Annotated in this window: 11 protein-coding genes and 1 riboswitch; of the genes, 4 read left to right on the top strand and 7 right to left on the bottom strand. The window is 66.5% G+C overall.

Translation table 11 applies throughout. The features are described 5' to 3' along the window. Positions 1-269: 269 nt before the first annotated feature. From ABQ137_RS04555 to ABQ137_RS04535, 5 genes are all read right to left on the bottom strand, one after another. On the bottom strand, positions 270-2,246 hold the full coding sequence (locus ABQ137_RS04555; RefSeq protein WP_503021196.1) for an esterase/lipase family protein: 1,977 nt from the start codon (positions 2,244-2,246) through the stop codon (positions 270-272). Between the two features lie 44 nt (positions 2,247-2,290). Further along, on the bottom strand, positions 2,291-3,328 hold the full coding sequence (locus tag ABQ137_RS04550) for a DUF4105 domain-containing protein (protein ID WP_349781339.1): 1,038 nt from the start codon (positions 3,326-3,328) through the stop codon (positions 2,291-2,293). Beyond that, positions 3,325-3,897 (bottom strand): TetR/AcrR family transcriptional regulator, encoded by a 573-nt coding sequence (locus ABQ137_RS04545; protein WP_016902213.1) that lies wholly within the window; start codon positions 3,895-3,897, stop codon positions 3,325-3,327. The genes ABQ137_RS04550 and ABQ137_RS04545 overlap by 4 nt, the downstream gene beginning before the upstream one ends. A gap of 124 nt (positions 3,898-4,021) precedes the next feature. Beyond that, the gene (gene ppc, locus ABQ137_RS04540; protein ID WP_349781337.1) at positions 4,022-6,736 is read right to left on the bottom strand and encodes a phosphoenolpyruvate carboxylase; all 2,715 of its coding nucleotides are present in this window, start codon (positions 6,734-6,736) and stop codon (positions 4,022-4,024) included. Positions 6,737-7,268: 532 nt separating this feature from the next. Continuing rightward, the gene (locus ABQ137_RS04535; protein WP_503021195.1) at positions 7,269-9,743 is read right to left on the bottom strand and encodes a S9 family peptidase; all 2,475 of its coding nucleotides are present in this window, start codon (positions 9,741-9,743) and stop codon (positions 7,269-7,271) included. A gap of 189 nt (positions 9,744-9,932) precedes the next feature. Further along, a riboswitch (S-adenosyl-L-homocysteine riboswitch) is annotated at positions 9,933-10,046 on the top strand. A 31-nt stretch (positions 10,047-10,077) separates the two neighbouring features. On the opposite strand from ABQ137_RS04535, the gene ahcY reads away from it, so the two are divergent. From ahcY to ABQ137_RS04520, 3 genes are all read left to right on the top strand, one after another. Continuing rightward, complete coding sequence (ahcY, locus tag ABQ137_RS04530; protein WP_016902210.1) at positions 10,078-11,520, top strand: adenosylhomocysteinase; 1,443 nt, start codon at positions 10,078-10,080, stop codon at positions 11,518-11,520. A 327-nt stretch (positions 11,521-11,847) separates the two neighbouring features. After that, complete coding sequence (locus ABQ137_RS04525) at positions 11,848-12,096, top strand: SHOCT domain-containing protein (RefSeq protein ID WP_046345726.1); 249 nt, start codon at positions 11,848-11,850, stop codon at positions 12,094-12,096. A 16-nt stretch (positions 12,097-12,112) separates the two neighbouring features. Continuing rightward, positions 12,113-12,418, top strand: a complete 306-nt coding sequence (locus ABQ137_RS04520; protein WP_102581985.1) for a hypothetical protein — start codon at positions 12,113-12,115, stop codon at positions 12,416-12,418. A gap of 261 nt (positions 12,419-12,679) precedes the next feature. Here ABQ137_RS04520 and ABQ137_RS04515 read toward each other — a convergent pair whose 3' ends face one another. Continuing rightward, entirely contained in the window at positions 12,680-13,237 is a 558-nt protein-coding gene (locus ABQ137_RS04515) for a DUF3228 family protein (protein ID WP_024938322.1), read from the bottom strand. Between the two features lie 57 nt (positions 13,238-13,294). Then, positions 13,295-13,840 carry a DUF2058 domain-containing protein gene (locus ABQ137_RS04510; protein WP_046345723.1) on the bottom strand — a complete coding sequence of 182 codons (546 nt, stop codon included), beginning with the start codon at positions 13,838-13,840 and terminating at the stop codon, positions 13,295-13,297. Between the two features lie 383 nt (positions 13,841-14,223). On the opposite strand from ABQ137_RS04510, the gene ABQ137_RS04505 reads away from it, so the two are divergent. Continuing rightward, entirely contained in the window at positions 14,224-15,594 is a 1,371-nt protein-coding gene (locus ABQ137_RS04505) for an alpha-amylase family protein (RefSeq protein ID WP_024938324.1), read from the top strand. Positions 15,595-15,708 lie beyond the last annotated feature (114 nt).

Raw genomic sequence — 15,708 nt, 5'->3', positions numbered from 1 at the left:
AACAACGCGCTAAACGCGGCCAACGCAACGACTGCGCGACCGTCAGGCAGTGCGGTCGGTGCCGGGATCGGCATGCTCGTGCACTCCACCTCCTGCGCGTCGTCCCCACCCACCGGATGACCGCGTGTTGCCCAGGTTTGCGGGCCCAGGCGTGAGCGATCACAACGCCGGGACGCGTACCGGACAATGGCGCGCATCGGCAGCGGACAAACTCCACACCCCGCGGTGCGTGACTAGTAGCCACACCTTCCAGCGAGGGTGCAGCGCACTCAGAACGTCGCAGGCGTCGCAGTCGGGCGCGCGGCCTGCGCCTGGTTTGTGTCTGCCGCTTCCGATTGCAGCTGCTCGTGCAGGATGCGGCGAATTTCCAGAATCGCCTGCGGGGTTTCCTGCACGCTATGCCAGGAGGTCACCACCAGCTCCGACTCGGCGCCGTCCAGATGCGCGCTGCGATACGGCACCAGGCCATCGTCGGAATCGGCCAGCGGCACCTGCGGTTTTTCGCGTCCGACAATGGTGTGGTAATGCACCTGCGGGGAGATCGGCAGGTCCATGCTGGCGCGCACGAATGGGTCGGTATCGCGCAGGTTGTCGATGCTGGTCGGTGGCAGCAGGCGCCGCTTGCGCCGTGGGTCGTTGCCCTGCGCGCGCCGCTCGCTGCTGGCCAGGTCCTGAAACACATCGCCGAAGCGATCCAGCAAGGCGATCGGCAAACGCACCAGGCGGCCGACAAAGCGCCCGAGACCACCTTCGGCCAGGGGCGTGCCGCGATGCGGCGCGGCGATGAAGATGGCGCGGTCGACCTGCGGCATTGGCGAAAAATGCAGCAACGGCGACAACTTCGCGCGGATGCGTGCGCCGCGCTCGCCGTCCAGCCGGTAGTCTTCCAGCAGCGAATTCCACAGGCGCTCGCCCGACGAAGACACCAGCAGGCGCCCGATCACCCCGCCCATGCTGTGGCCGATCAACACCATGTCGTGCGATGCGATCGCCGTGCCGGACGGATCGAAGTGCTGCAGGCTACGCTCCACCAGGGCCTGGATTTCGGCGCGGTTGACCGCCACCGGCGCATTGGTGGGGTAGTACACCTGCCAGATCTGGTAGCGCTGGCGCAGCGCTTCATCGCCCATCACTTCGTTGGCGACATTGACCCAGGCTTCCGGGCTGCTGGCAAGGCCATGCAGCATCAACAGCACGCGTCGGTTCGGGTCGTAGGGCTGCATCAGATACAGATGCGGGCGGTCGATGCCGCGCGCGCTGCCCAGCATCGAGCGCAGGGACTGCGCGGCAAACCCGGACCTGGCCAGCCACAGGCCATACGCGGCGGTGAAGTTGGCCGCCAGCGGCACGCGCTGGCCATGCAGTACCACTTCGTTCTGGCGATACGGGTCGTAAGGCACCACGGTGACGGCACGACCGCGCAGCACCGCATCCAGCGTATCGCCCTCGAAGCGCAGCAGCAGCGTTGCCGGTGCATACGGCATCTCGCTGAAGGTAGGCAGCGGACGCTCAGGTGTCGCGACAGCGGCAGCAGATTGTTGCAAGGCCAGTCCGGCAGGGTCGCCGACCACCTGCGGGTCCACCTCGGCCACCAGTTCGGCGCCGAAGCCGTCGCGTCGATACGTGCTGCGCAGCCCATCGAAGCGCAATGCCGAGGCGGCAAAGATCGCGCGCGGCGTGTTGCCGCCGCCCGGCAACCGATATGCAGACATGTCGATACCGACCTGCCAGCGGCCTATGCTGGTCGGCTCGCGCTCGCTCTGGCCGGTCTGCTGCGCGCGTGCGAACAGGCGTTCGATCACCTGCTGCACGGCGTAGTTGTAGTAGTCGCGCACCTGCGTCTGGCGATTTTCGAACGCACGCGCGCTGGGCGCCCGATCGGTGAAAAACAGATACGCGTACGCATGCCGCGCGGCCTCCAACCAGGCATCGACTGCGGCATCGCTCATGGTTGTCGGGTCGCGCCCGCCCAGCGCAATCGCATGCGCGGTCCATAGCTCGGCCTGCGTTGCCAGCCGGCGCTCATCGCCGATGCCTGCCACGGTGGCGAGTTGCTGCAGGCAGGGCATCGGGTCGCTGCGGCAGGCCTTGGGTTGCAGACCGGCCACCTGCACCGTCTCGCCGCTGGCCTGGCTCAACGCGCCAGTGCTGAGCACATCGCCACGCGTGCGCGCGATGAAGTCGCCGCTGCTGTGCGATTGCACCGTGACCATGGCGCAGCCGCTCAGCCACAGGCTCGCCAGCATGCCCGCCAGCACCGCGGCGGTACGACATCCACGCAGGCGCGGCGTCACCGGGGTGCGCTCGCGGTGGCCCCAGGCGCCGGTGCCTGCGGCATGCCGGCGCGGATGCGCTCGGAGAAGTCAGCCGCCTTGTCGGCGGCGATCGCACGTGCGGTGAAATGCCCGCACTGCTTCAGTGTGGCGAAGTCGTAGCCGGGCATCAGCCCATCGTGATCGTAGGCGTATGCGTCGGCGTAGCCGGACAGCAACAGGCGATGATCCAGCGGCAATGTGGGCTGCAATTGCCGCGCCAACGCAAACACGATCGTGGTGCAGTTGCTGGTGAGCGTGTTGTAGAACGCCGGCGCGCGATTCAAGTCGTTGGCCAGGCCCACGTAGCCCATGAACATGCGGCGCAGCCCGGCCTTGGGAATCGCCAGCCGATACAGATACATGTCCTCGCCGCGCACATTGGTGCGCACGCGCAGGATGTCGCGCTCGTCGGCGGCGACCAGGGTCTCTTCGAAACTGCGGAAAAACCCGCCCAATGCCGAGAACGACTCGTCGCGCTCCTTGCGGATTTCCAGCGAGAACACCACGTGCGAGCCGTCGTCGAAACCGAACGACACCAGGGTGTGCGCGATCGCCGGGCCCATCCAGTACGACAGCGCCAGATCGGCGCTGACCAGACGGTCCAGATCGTACTGGCGGGTTTCCCAGCGCGGCTGGTAGTCGGTTTCGCTATGCCAGTCGAAATTGCGCACGTTGTGCAGCGTGACGATGTTGCCGTGCACCTCGGGCCGCAGGCGCTGGGCGACATCGTCGGCCCAGTCGCGGTCCTGGCTGGGCTGCATCATCCACCACGACACCGCCAGCACCGCAAATGCCGCACTGAAGATGCCCACCAAGGCCCAGTTCTCGCGGCCACGGCGCAGACCCCACAATGCCGCGATTGCCATCGCGCACCACGAGCCCACCCACGCCGCGCGCACGAACGCATTGCCGGTCAGCGCGAAGTAGATCGCCAGCCCGCCCCAGAGCGCGGCCAGCACCAGCGCCACCCGCAGCGCCCAGCGCCCGATGCGCGAACGCGTGGCCGGTTTCATCGGGTGCCGCCTTCCGGCACCTGCATGCCCAATGCGTGCATCAACAGATCGGCCGAACGATGGGCAAGCCGTTTGCGTTCGGATTCGTCATTGCCGCGCAGGCAGCTGCCCAGCATGTCGATCACCAGCAGCAGCTGTTCGTCGTCGACATCGGCACGGCACAGGCCGGCGTCGCGGGCGCGATGCACGAACGGCAGGAAGATGCTCACCACACGCCGGTCGGCGGTTTCCACCGCCGGGTGCGCGCGTTCGATGGACCGCCAGAAATCCACCAGCGGCGCGGACTGGGCGATGTGCTCGGCCACGTCGTGCAGCAGCACGGCCAGTCCGTCCGGGCGCTCGGCCAGATCGGCGGCCAGCCGCTCCAGGCCATCCAGGCCGCGGGTCATCAGCGCGGTCATCAGCGCGAGCCGGTCGGGGAAATTGCGGTACAGCGTGGCGCGGCCAAGGCCGGCACGCTCGACCACCAGTTCCAGCGGGGCATTGACGCCGTGTTCGCTGAACACTTCGTCGGCGGCATCGAGTATCTGCCGGCGGCGCAGCGCGGCATCAGGGCGGGAAGTCGTCATCGCGGCATTATCGGACAGATTTGTCCGGTTACGCCAGAGTCCGCTTGTCGATTCCGCGCCCTCTCCGACCAACGGTCGGATCGGATTGGACCATCGAATCCGACGGTCCAATCAGCGAACCGGATCAGCCGGTGTTCTGCACGCCTTGCGAGACGCCGTTGACGCAGGCGACCAGCGCGCGCAGCAGTTCGTCGTCCTCGCCATCGGTGGCACGCCAGCGTTGCAGCAGGTCCACCTGCAGCACGCTGATCGGGTCGATGTAGGGGTTACGCAGACGGATCGACAAGGCCAGCCGCGGGTCGTGTTGCAGCAGCGACTGCTGGCCGGTCAACGCCTTCACCCAGCCCTTGGTCAGCGCCAGCTCGGCGCCGATGCCCGGGAAGAACCGCTCGTGCAGTTCCCCCGACAGCCGCGAGAACAGCTCGGCGATGGTGAGGTCGCCCTTGGACAGCACCATCGCCACGTCGTCGAGGAAGGTGCGGAAGAACGGCCAGTCCTGCGCCATCTCGCGCAAGGTGTCCTCATGCCCGGCATCCACTGCCGCCTGCAGGCCGCTGCCCACGCCGTACCAGCCCGGGATCACCGCACGCGCCTGGCTCCAGGCAAACACCCACGGAATCGCGCGCAGGTTGGACAAGGCCGCGTCCTGGCCGAGCCGGCGCGACGGGCGCGAGCCCAGCGTCATGCGTTCGATCACATCGATCGGCGTGGCGCGGCGGAAGTACTGCATGAAATCCGGCGCACCGACGAAGGCGCGATATGCCACGGTGCTGCGTTCGGCGACCAGGTCCATCACCGGCCGCCAACGATCCTCGCGTGGCTCGGGCGCACGCGGGCGCAGGCTGGACAGCAGCACCGCGCCGGTCATCTGTTCCAGCGAGCGCAGCGCCAGGGCACGGATGCCGTACTTGCGATGGATCACCTCGCCCTGCTCGGTCACGCGCAGCCGGCCATCGACACTGCCGCGCGGTGCGGCATCCAGCGCGCGGCTGGTCTTGCCGCCGCCACGTGCGATCGAGCCACCGCGGCCATGGAAGAAGGTCAGCCGCACGCCCAGCTCGGCGGCGGCTTCGAGCAGTTCCACCTGCGCGCGCTGCAGCCCCCAGCGCGAGGCGGTGATGCCGCCGTCCTTGCCGCTGTCCGAATACCCGAGCATCACCATCTGCGTATCGCCGCGCGCGGCCAGATGCTGGCGGTAGACCGGGTCGGCCAGCAGATCCTGCACGGTGCCGGTACCGCCGCGCAGATCGTCCACGGTTTCGAACAGCGGCACGATATCCAGCGGCACTGCGCCGGCGTCGTCGACCAGGCCGCCACGGCGCGCCAGCGCCAGCACGGTGAGCACGTCGGCGCGGTTGTGCGCCATCGAGATGATGTAGCTGCCCAGCGCATCGGCGCCGTGGCGGCTGCGCGCATCGGCAAGCGCGGCAAACACCGCATCCAGTCGCGCATTGCCTTCGTCATCCACGCGCGGCAATGCCTGCTCGCCGGCGGCATACGGACCGAGCAATGCAGCGCGCTGCCTGGCCTCCTGTTCGTCCCAATCCGCCTGGCCGAGTGCATCGGCCACCGCACGCGCATGCACGCTCGATTCCTGGCGCACATCCAGACGCGCCAGGTGGAAGCCGAAGGTGCGCACGCGCCACAACAGGCGGCGCACCGCGAACCAACCGGCGTGCAGGCCCTTGTTGGCCTGCAGGCTGTCCAGGATCAATTGCAGGTCGTGTTCCAGCTCGGACGGGCTGGTGTAGGCACCCTCGGCATCGTCCAGCGTGGCCTGCAGGCGCGCGCGCATCAGATCGTTGAGCAGCCGGTACGGCATGTCGCCGTGGCGCGGACGCGAGCGTGCGGCGTCCTCCGGCAACAGCGCGCGGTAGCGCTGCAGTTGCTCGCTCAACGCCGGGCTCACCGCCACCAGCGTGGTCGACTGGCTGAGCAGGCTGGCCAGTTGCCAGAGTTCCTTCTGATAACGGTCCAGCACCGCACGCCGTTGCGCATCCAGCGTGCCGGCGATGGTGACGGCATCCACGTTGGGGTTGCCGTCCATGTCGCCGCCGACCCAGGTGCCAAAGCGCAGCAGCCGCGGCAGGGTCGGCACGCTGCCGTAGGTTTCTTCGATGGCGTGTTCGAGGGTTTCGTACATCACCGGGACCACGCGATACAGCACCTGGGTGAGATAGAAGCCCACATGCTCGCGCTCGTCCTCCACGGTGGGGCGCACCGGCGAGGAGTCGGCGGTCTGCCAGGACGCGGTCAAGGCCATGCGGAAGCGCGCCGCGTCGGTGGCGCGCTCGTTGGGCGTGCGCATGCCGTCCAGGTTGTCGACCAGGCTGGCGACCATCAGCTGCTCTTTTTCCAGCAGCGCGCGGCGCACCGCTTCGGTGGGATGCGCGGTGAACACCGGCTCCACGTCAATCCGCGGCAACCACTCGCTGAGCTCGTCCAGCGTCACGCCCTGCGCCTTGAGCCGGCGCAAGGCATCGTGCAACCCGTCCGGCTGCGGCGTGTCGGTGCCGCTGCGCTGGTATTCGCGGCGGCGGCGGATGCGGTGCACGCGCTCGGCGATGTTGACCACCTGGAAATAGGTGCTGAAGGCGCGCACCAGCGATTCGGCCTCGCGCGGCTCGCGCCCGGCCAGCTGCTCGCTCAGCGTCGACGGCGGGGCATCGCTCTCGCGGCGCGCAATCGCCGTGGTGCGGACGCGTTCGATCTCATCGAGAAATTCCGCAGAGACCTGCTCGGCGAGCAGGTCACCGACCAGTGCACCGAGCCGACGCACATCGTCGCGCAAGGCAAGATCGGGGGTAGCGAACACAAGACTGCTGCGGTACTCGTTCATCGGAAACGCACACCCTCTCAAGCGCAAAGTCGTCGAAGACTAACCCAAAAGGATTAGATGATCGCGACCGGCACGACGGTTTCAACACCAACCATCGTGTGCTGGCGCTCCCTGCCCATGACCTCGTAGGAGCGCGCTGGCGCGCGATGGGGCTTTCCCGGTGATGCCCCATCGCGGGCAGGTCCGCTGCTACGCGAGGTGGCTGTCCTGGTCATGCTGCGTCGCGCCCGGGTGCGCTCCTACCGGTGATCGCGGCAATCGCGTGGACGGCGCAGCGAATCTTCCCGGGACGCGAGGCGGACGCATTCGCCGTAGGAGCGCACCCGGGCGCGACTTTCCTGGTAAGGCCCTCGCGGGCAAGCCCGCTCCTACGGGTGATCGCGCAACCATCCACGCGGCTCGGCAGACGTTGCCGGCAGCGCATCAGCCACATCCTCATCTGATGTAGGAGCGCACCCGGGCGCGACGAGGCGTTATCGATAAAGTCCCATCGCGCGCAAGCGCGCTCCTACCGGTCCCAACGCACCATCGATCAACGCGTGCGCGTCGCGCCGGTCTCCTTCATCGGCTCGCCGAGATTGGTCTTCAACCACTGCTCGCTCTCGGCCAGCATCTGCAGGATCGACTGCCGCGCACGATACGCATGCGATTCGTTGGGCAGCAGCACCAGCCGCGCGTTACCACCCAGGCCCTTGATCGCGGCGAACATGCGCTCGCTCTGGATCGGGAAGGTGCCGGTGTTGTTGTCGTCCTGGCCGTGGATCAACAGCAGCGGATCCTTGATCTTGTCGGCGTAGTTGAACGGCGACATCGCCTGATACACCGATTGCGCCTGCCAGTAGTTGCGCTCCTCGGCCTGGAAGCCGAACGGGGTGAGCGTGCGGTTGTAGGCCCCGCTGCGCGCGATGCCGGCCTTGAACAGCCGCGTGTGCGCGAGCAGATTCGCCGTCATGAACGCGCCATACGAGTGCCCGCCGATGGCGATGTGCTCGCGGTCGGTGACCCCGCGCCGCACCACTTCGTCCACCGCGGCCTGCGCATCGGCGACCAGCTGCGGCACATAGGTGTCGTTGGGTTCGGCATCGCCTTCGCCGACGATCGGCATGGTCGGGTTGTTTAGCACCACATAGCCGATCGCCAGAAACGCCTGCGGCCCCCAGTAGCTGATCGCGTTGAAGCGATAGGGCGAGTCGGTGACCTGGCTGGCGGTGTCGGCACTCTTGAACTCGCCCGGATAGGCCCACATCAGCAGCGGCCGCGGACCGTCGCGCTTGGGGTCGTAACCGGGCGGCAGCAGCAGCGTGGCAGTGAGGCCCACGCCATCGGCGCGCTTGTAGCGGATCTGCTCCTTCTGCACGCCACGCAACTGCGGCAGCGGATGGGCGAAATGCGTCAACGCCCGCGGCGCAGGCGCTGCATCGCCCAATGCCTGCACCACATAGTTGGCCGGCTCCTCGGGCGACTCGCGGCTGAGCAGCAACTGCGTGCCTTGCGCATCCAGCAATGCCAGCGGTGCGGAATAGCTCGGCGCCTGCGAATGGAACAGGCGCGTGGCGCGCCTGCTCTGCAGATCGAAGCGATCCACGAACGGGCGGTCGCCTTCCGGCGAGGCGCCCTTGCCGAGCAGGAACAGGCTGTTGCCATCGGCGCCGGTCTGCAGCAGCGTGCGGCCCTTGCCGTCGGCCACGGTCGCCGGCGTGCCGGGATCGTTGTAGCGGTCCTGCGAGGAGCGGTCCCAGAGCAATTCGGGCGCGCGCTGCGGCTGGTCCGGTGCGATACGCCACTGCTTGGTGCGGCGGGTCTTCCACCAGCTTTCGCTGAGGATGGCCAGATCGCCGCGGCCCCACTGGATGCCTTCGAAGCGGCTGCCCAGTTGCGCCAGCGTGACCGGCGCACGCGTAAATGGCGCAGCCTGCATCAGCACCGCATCACGGATCTTGCTCTCGCGTGCCGGGTCGCCGCCGTCCTGCGCCTCGGCCCAGACCAGCGTGGCCGGCGCATCGATGCGCCAGGCGATGTCGCGCACGCCGGTGGGCACGGCGTCATTGCCGGTCGGCAGGCCTTCCACCAACGGCAGCCTGGCGATCTGGCGCACCAGCTTGCCCTGCAGGTCCAGCACATCGATACGGCGTGCGAAGTTGTCCACCGGCACCAGATACGAGAACGGCCGTTCGCTGCGTTCGCTCAGGATGTAACGGCCATCCGGCGACACCGACAGATTGAGATAGATGCCGGGCGTAGCGACCGGGCGCACCTGCCCACTCACGCTGACGATGATGGGCTGGCCGGTGGCGTAATACTCGAACACGCGCGCATCGGCCTCGTTGCGCAGCAGGTCCTGATAGGTCGGCAGCGAGCGCACGCCGGCAGCGGCGCTGGTCTGCTGGATCGCCGGGCCGTCCGGCACCGCATCGCGGGTGGGCGGCGCGCCCTGCCCGGCCACTTGCTGCTGCAGCAGCAGGCCGCTGCCATCGGGCAACCAGCGCAGATCGTCGTTGACACTGGTGTTCAAACCGGCCACCAGACGCCGCGCCTGCCCGGCCGCCACGTCCACCAGCCACAGCTCGTTGGCACCGCTGGCCGCGTCCTCGCGGCGGAACGCCAGGTAGCGCTGATCCGGCGACCAGCTCAACGTGGCCAGCGACAACGGTGACGGCAGCCCGGCGATCTGCCGCTCGCTGCCGTCGGCCACCGACAGCAGCCACAGCTTGTCGGCAAAGGAGAACCGGCTGCTGGCAGAGGTTTTGGGATGGATGCGCAGGCCGGCCAGCTTGAGTTCGGGCTGGGCCACCTCGGCGATGTCCGGCAACGCCGGCAACTGCAGCATCGCGCCCAGGTCGCGTTTGGGCGACAGGTGCAGCAGCGGCGCGCGCGGGGCATCCACCACTGCCTGCAGCGCCTTGGAGGGCAGTTGGTAGCCAGTGCTTGCCGCAGCGGCAGGCGGGCCAGCCGACGCGACGGCTGCGGCCGCAGCCAGTGGTGCGCTCAGCGCCAGTACGCCTGCCAGGGCCCATCGCTGCTGCCGCCTGCCGTGCCGTGCATCGGGTGTCGCCTGCATTGTCCATCCCCAGTGTCGATCGACTGCGGACCATAGCAGCCACGCGCTCCCCCGCTCCCCTGCCGTTGGTTGGGGCGCGCGCCACTTCAAGCCGGCCAATTCATGCCGGAGGGGGGTGCTGCCGATATAATCAACGCTCTCGTCGAGGGGCGCTGCGACCGGTATGGCGGACTGATCCGCCAACTGCACGAAAAGTGCGGGAAATACGGCCAGGCTCGACAAGCATTCATCGTTCAACGGCGCCCCGCATTGCAGACATTGGTCTGCTTACCGGAGCTATTGCATGAACGCTGTCACGAAAATCGCCCCACACACCGATTACAAGATCGCCGACCTCTCCCTGGCCGATTGGGGCCGCAAGGAGCTGGACATCGCCGAGCACGAGATGCCGGGCCTGATGTCGATCCGCCGCAAGCATGCGCAGACCAAGCCGCTGAAGGATGTACGCATCACCGGCTCGCTGCACATGACCATCCAGACCGCGGTGCTGATCGAAACGCTCAAGGACATCGGCGCCAACGTGCGCTGGGCCTCATGCAACATCTTCTCCACCCAGGACCACGCGGCCGCCGCGATCGCCGCCTCCGGCACGCCGGTGTTCGCCTGGAAGGGCGAGACGCTGGAAGAGTACTGGGACTGCACCCTGGACGCGCTGACCTTCACCCTGCCCGACGGCACCCAGACCGGCCCGGAGCTGGTGGTGGACGACGGCGGCGACGTCACCCTGCTGATCCACAAGGGCTATGAGCTCGAAAATGGCAGCACCTGGGTCGACGAGCCGGCCTCCTCGCACGAGGAAGGCGTGATCAAGGCGCTGCTCAAGCGCGTGGCCGTCGAGCGTCCGGGTTACTGGACCCGCGTGGTCAAGGACTGGAAGGGCGTCTCCGAAGAGACCACCACCGGCGTGCACCGCCTGTACCAGATCGCCGAAGCCGGCAAGCTGCTGATCCCGGCCATCAACGTCAACGACTCGGTCACCAAGAGCAAGTTCGACAACCTGTACGGCTGCCGCGAGTCGCTGGCCGATGGCCTCAAGCGCGCGATGGACGTGATGCTGGCCGGCAAGGTCGCGGTGGTCTGCGGCTATGGCGACGTCGGCAAGGGCAGCGCTGCCTCGCTGCGTGCCTACGGTGCCCGCGTGATCGTCACCGAGATCGACCCGATCTGCGCCCTGCAGGCGTCGATGGAAGGCTTCGAGGTCAACACCATCGAATCCACCCTGGGCCGCGGCGACATCTACGTCACCACCACCGGCAACAAGGACATCATCACCGTCGAGCACCTGCAGGCGATGAAGGATCAGGCCATCGTCTGCAACATCGGCCACTTCGACAACGAGATCCAGGTCGATGCGCTGAACGCACTCAAGGGCGTGGAAAAGATCAACATCAAGCCGCAGGTCGACAAGTACGTGTTCGGCAACGGCAATGCGATCTTCCTGCTGGCCGACGGCCGCCTGGTCAACCTGGGCTGCGCCACCGGCCACCCGAGCTTCGTGATGTCCAACTCGTTCGCCAACCAGACCCTGGCGCAGATCGACCTGTGGGAAAAGCGCGACAGCTACGAGAAGAAGGTCTACATCCTGCCCAAGCACCTGGATGAAGAAGTGGCACGTCTGCACCTGGAAAAGATCGGCGTCAAGCTGACCACCCTGACCAAGGACCAGGCCGACTACCTCGGCGTGGACGTGGCCGGCCCGTACAAGCCGGATCATTACCGCTACTGATCAGCCGGGCGGTTGATTGCCCGGATGTCACCGCTTGAACAGAACGGGCGCCGCAAGGCGCCCGTTTTCTTTGCAGGATGCTGGATGGCCCTGCGTGCAAGCGGCCCCACATGGCGACCAATCTGCGTTCGTGCCTGCGGCATCGACATGCATCGCATGGATGCAACGCCTCGAGCAAGGCACCATTGAATCCAGCACGCCGGGTAGCCTTGTCGTCGGCATGGCAGCTGTTGCCGTGTGCGATACTCGGGCAAGGCTTGCGACTTACCTGCGTGGCAGCAAGACCGGTCAACCACTACGTAACACCCATCGTCAAAAGGAACCAACATGGGCGGCTTCAGCATCTGGCACTGGATCATCGTTCTTTTCTTCTTCTGCAGCATTGCTGCCGTGATCAGCCTGATCGTCTGGGTCGCAAAGCGCGCGTCGCGCAAATCGACTGTGGCAACGACGGGGTCAGCAGTGCCGAAGAGCGCTCAAGCCAGACTGCTGGAGCTGGACACGCTGAGGTCGCAGCAGTTGATCACCGATGCGGAGTACCAACAGCGCCGCAGCCATATCCTCAGCGAGATCTGAGCAGCGGCTGCAACGCATGAACCATGTTTCCGCTGTCCTGGATCAACATGTCCATGTGATCTGCGACAGTGCCCTGCGCCAGCGATTGCTCACGCGCGGCAGTTCGATGCAAGACCGCATCAGTCTGAGCTTCAAGGGCTCTGAGGAACTTGCCGAAATCCTCAGCCTGCTGCAATCACTGCAGGTTCCCTTTGCCGACGCACCTGCGGGCTGGCCCCCTGCGGCCGTCTTCGCGCAGCTCAGGGATCAGGGACTGGTGCAAGGCGCGATCACTACCGTCGCATGGGTCGCCCCGGACATGCCCGCGCTCGGCGTCGGCTAGCACGCATCAGCGCCAGGGGTGCCGGCAGCTGATCCGGTGCAATCCACGCAATGCCGCGCCTGAGACTGTCGCGCTGCGGCAAGGCCGAAAACTGCAGACGCAGCTCGGCTCTGCAGTCGCACCTGCAGCTACGTTTATGCTCGACGAAAGCAAGCGCCCGCGGTGGCGAGCGGAACCGCACTGCCACGCCTGAGTTCAAGAGCAGCGCTGCGTTCCCTGCCACGCGGAAGAATTGCACGACACGCCGTGGCTATCCGCGCGCTACGGCCGCCAGTTCGCATTGCGTTCCCAGAACGCAACGCTGCGCCGGTACGCATCGCGGTCCAGTGCCACACCGGAGCCGCCCTCGTCCACGCCCAGTGCATTGCGCAGCATGGTGATGGGCGCCATTGGAATTTCTTCCGGCTCGGTGGTGTAGAGGCAACCGACCACGCCCCAGTCGGCGTCGATCGGCGCGCCCTCCTTGGCCAGCTGATCGCGGCTATAGAGGATCGGCAGCAGATACGTCGCCACCGGTGGCTCCACACCTTCGAACCAGCGCACCAGCACCGGTAACTCCTGCGTGCTGCGTGCCTCGTAGCCGGAGCGCAGCTGGTGGCGGTTGTCGTCGGTGATCGGTGCAGTGAGGCAGCGCGTCGAGGTCCAGTTGCGGTGCACATGCAGCTGGCAGAACGGCGCATAGCCTTCGATCACGCGCACCGGCGCCTCTTCATTGAGCCGCTGGATGAACTGCTCGGGCGTGCAGTCCTGGATGGCGTTGCGACGACCATCGCGGGGAAACAGACGGGTGCGGGCAAACGGTGTGAGAACGATGGACATGACGGTGGTGGGTGGCAAAGAACGCCAGGGTAGCCTGCAGCCCTGCCATGCGACCACTTACCAGATCAGATCGTCCGGCACCTTGAACTGGCTGTAATAGTCGTCGTCGCTGTCCGGCGCCGAAGGCGTGCTGCTACGGCCATGATCCAGCACCACAGTGTCCGCATCGCGGCTGTAGACCTTGTCGGCGGCGGCGCGCGGAATCAGCTCGAAGCCATCGCCATGCCGCACGATCACCAGCGCTCCGCTGGCCAGCTGGCTGCGCAGCGTGGGATTGACCAGCACGCTGCGGATGACGCGGCCGTCGTTGAAGCGGTAGTCGATCTCTCCATCGCGCTTGACCTTGTTGGTCTCCACGATCTGCCGGACCTGGGCCAGCACTTCCTGCCGCCGCAGCTGCAGCTTGCGTTCTTCGGCCAGCGCGCGATCGCGCTCGGCGCGCTCGGCCTGTAGCCGCGCTGCGTCCACCTTGTCGACCTCGGCCGGTGCCACGGCCGCGCCCTTGGCATGACGCTGCTTGTTCTGCTCGCGCGCGACCTTGTCCACCTGGGCCTTCTTGACCAGGCCGGCCTTGAGCAGTTGTTCTTGCAGCGGATTGCGCATGGGAGGGGAACCGGTGAATGTGCGCCCAGTTTACCGCGCCCCGCGCCACCCAGCCTGACTGCCCAAGCCCGCCCCGGCTGCAGCACCGCGCCGTACCGCGGTACCGCGATCCACCCGCACCGCGCAAAGCGCGACCTGCATCGGGGTTTTCGCGGGTACTCGCATTGAATACGTATGCACAACAGCGATGTTGCGCCGCGATGCACGCTTAGCATCACCGCGCGCTGCACGCCGTGCGCGCGCTTTCCGGAACAGGGGCCGGAGGCCTTGATGCGGGCATCGCACAGCATGCGTGTGCTCGCGCTTACCGACTGGAGATCCATCCGATGCGCGATACGCACACTCCACCCCCACCCTCACGGCTTCAACGCAGCTCGCGGCTGCTGCTCGCCGCGCTGGTGCTGCTGCTGACCACCGCCAATGTGCAGGCCGATGTGATCCTGCACGCCTTCAATTGGCCGTATGCCACCGTGGAAGCACGTGCCAAGCAGATTGCCGATGCCGGCTATCGCAAGGTGTTGGTCGCTCCCGCGTATCGCTCGCAAGGCAGCGCGTGGTGGGCACGCTACCAGCCGCAGGATCTGCGCGTAATCGATGGCCCGCTGGGCGACACCGCCGCGTTCTCGCGCATGGTGCAGGCGCTGGCCAATAACGGCGTGGAAACCTATGCCGACGTGGTGCTCAACCACATGGCCAACGAGGCCGCGACACGCTCGGATCTCAACTACCCCGGCAGCGCCGTGCTCGCGCAATACGCTGCGAATCCAGGCCGTTACGATACCTTGCGTCTGTTCGGCACCTTGCAATCGAACTTCCTGAGCGCCAGCGATTTCGGTCCGGCCCAGTGCATCACCAACTACAACGACGCCTACCAGGTACGCACCTATCGCATCTGCGGTGGCGGCAGCGATCCGGGCCTGCCCGACCTGGTCGGCAACGATTGGGTGGTGCAGCAGCAGCGCGCCTATCTGCAAGCGCTGAAGGGCCTGGGTGTGACCGGCTTTCGTGTCGATGCGGCCAAGCATATGAGCTTCGACCATCTCAATCGGGTCTTCGATGCGGGCATTCGTTCCGGCGTGTATGTGTTCGGCGAAGTGATCACCGGCGGCGGCAGCGGCAATGGCGATTACGACCAGTTCCTGGCGCCGTACCTGCAGTCCACGCCGCATGCGGCCTACGATTTCCCGTTGTTCAACGCGGTGCGCAATGCATTCGCCATTGGCGCCAGCCTGCAGCAGCTGGTGGATCCCGCGTCCACCGGACAGGCGTTGCCGGGCAATCGCGCGGTGACCTTCGCCGTCACCCACGACATCCCCAACAATGCCGGCTTCCGCTACGCCATCCTCGACCCCGTCGACGAGACGCTGGCATACGCGTATCTGATCGGCCGCAACGGCGGCATGCCGATGGTCTACACCGACAACAACGAAAGCGGCGACAACCGCTGGGTCAACGCCTATCTGCGCGACGACCTGCGCCGCATGATCGGCTTCCACAACGGCGTGCAGGGCAGCGACATGCAGGTGCTGTCGTCCAGCTCCTGCCATGTGCTGTTCCGGCGCGGCAGCCTGGGCATTGTCGGCATCAACAAGTGCGGCAATCCGGTCACCACCACTGTGGCGATGAATGGCAGCGTGCTGTACTGGAATGCGGATTATGTGGATGCACTGGGCTCGGGCAGCGTGGTGCGTATTTCCAGCGGCTCCTACACCTTCACGCTGCCGGCGCGCGGTGCACGCATGTGGCGCCGCTGAGCTGTCTGGCCAGCACGAGGCGTCCGCTGCGTGGTTGAAGCACGTCTCAAAGACACCCAGCCTTTGACACAAAAAACACCGGCTTATCGCCGGTGTTGTGGGTGCTGCAACACG

Origin of the sequence: Xanthomonas sp. WHRI 8393, from assembly GCF_040203315.1 — a bacterium.
Classification (GTDB): Bacteria; Pseudomonadota; Gammaproteobacteria; order Xanthomonadales; family Xanthomonadaceae; genus Xanthomonas; species Xanthomonas arboricola.
This window is presented reverse-complemented; position numbering and strand designations above follow the sequence as displayed.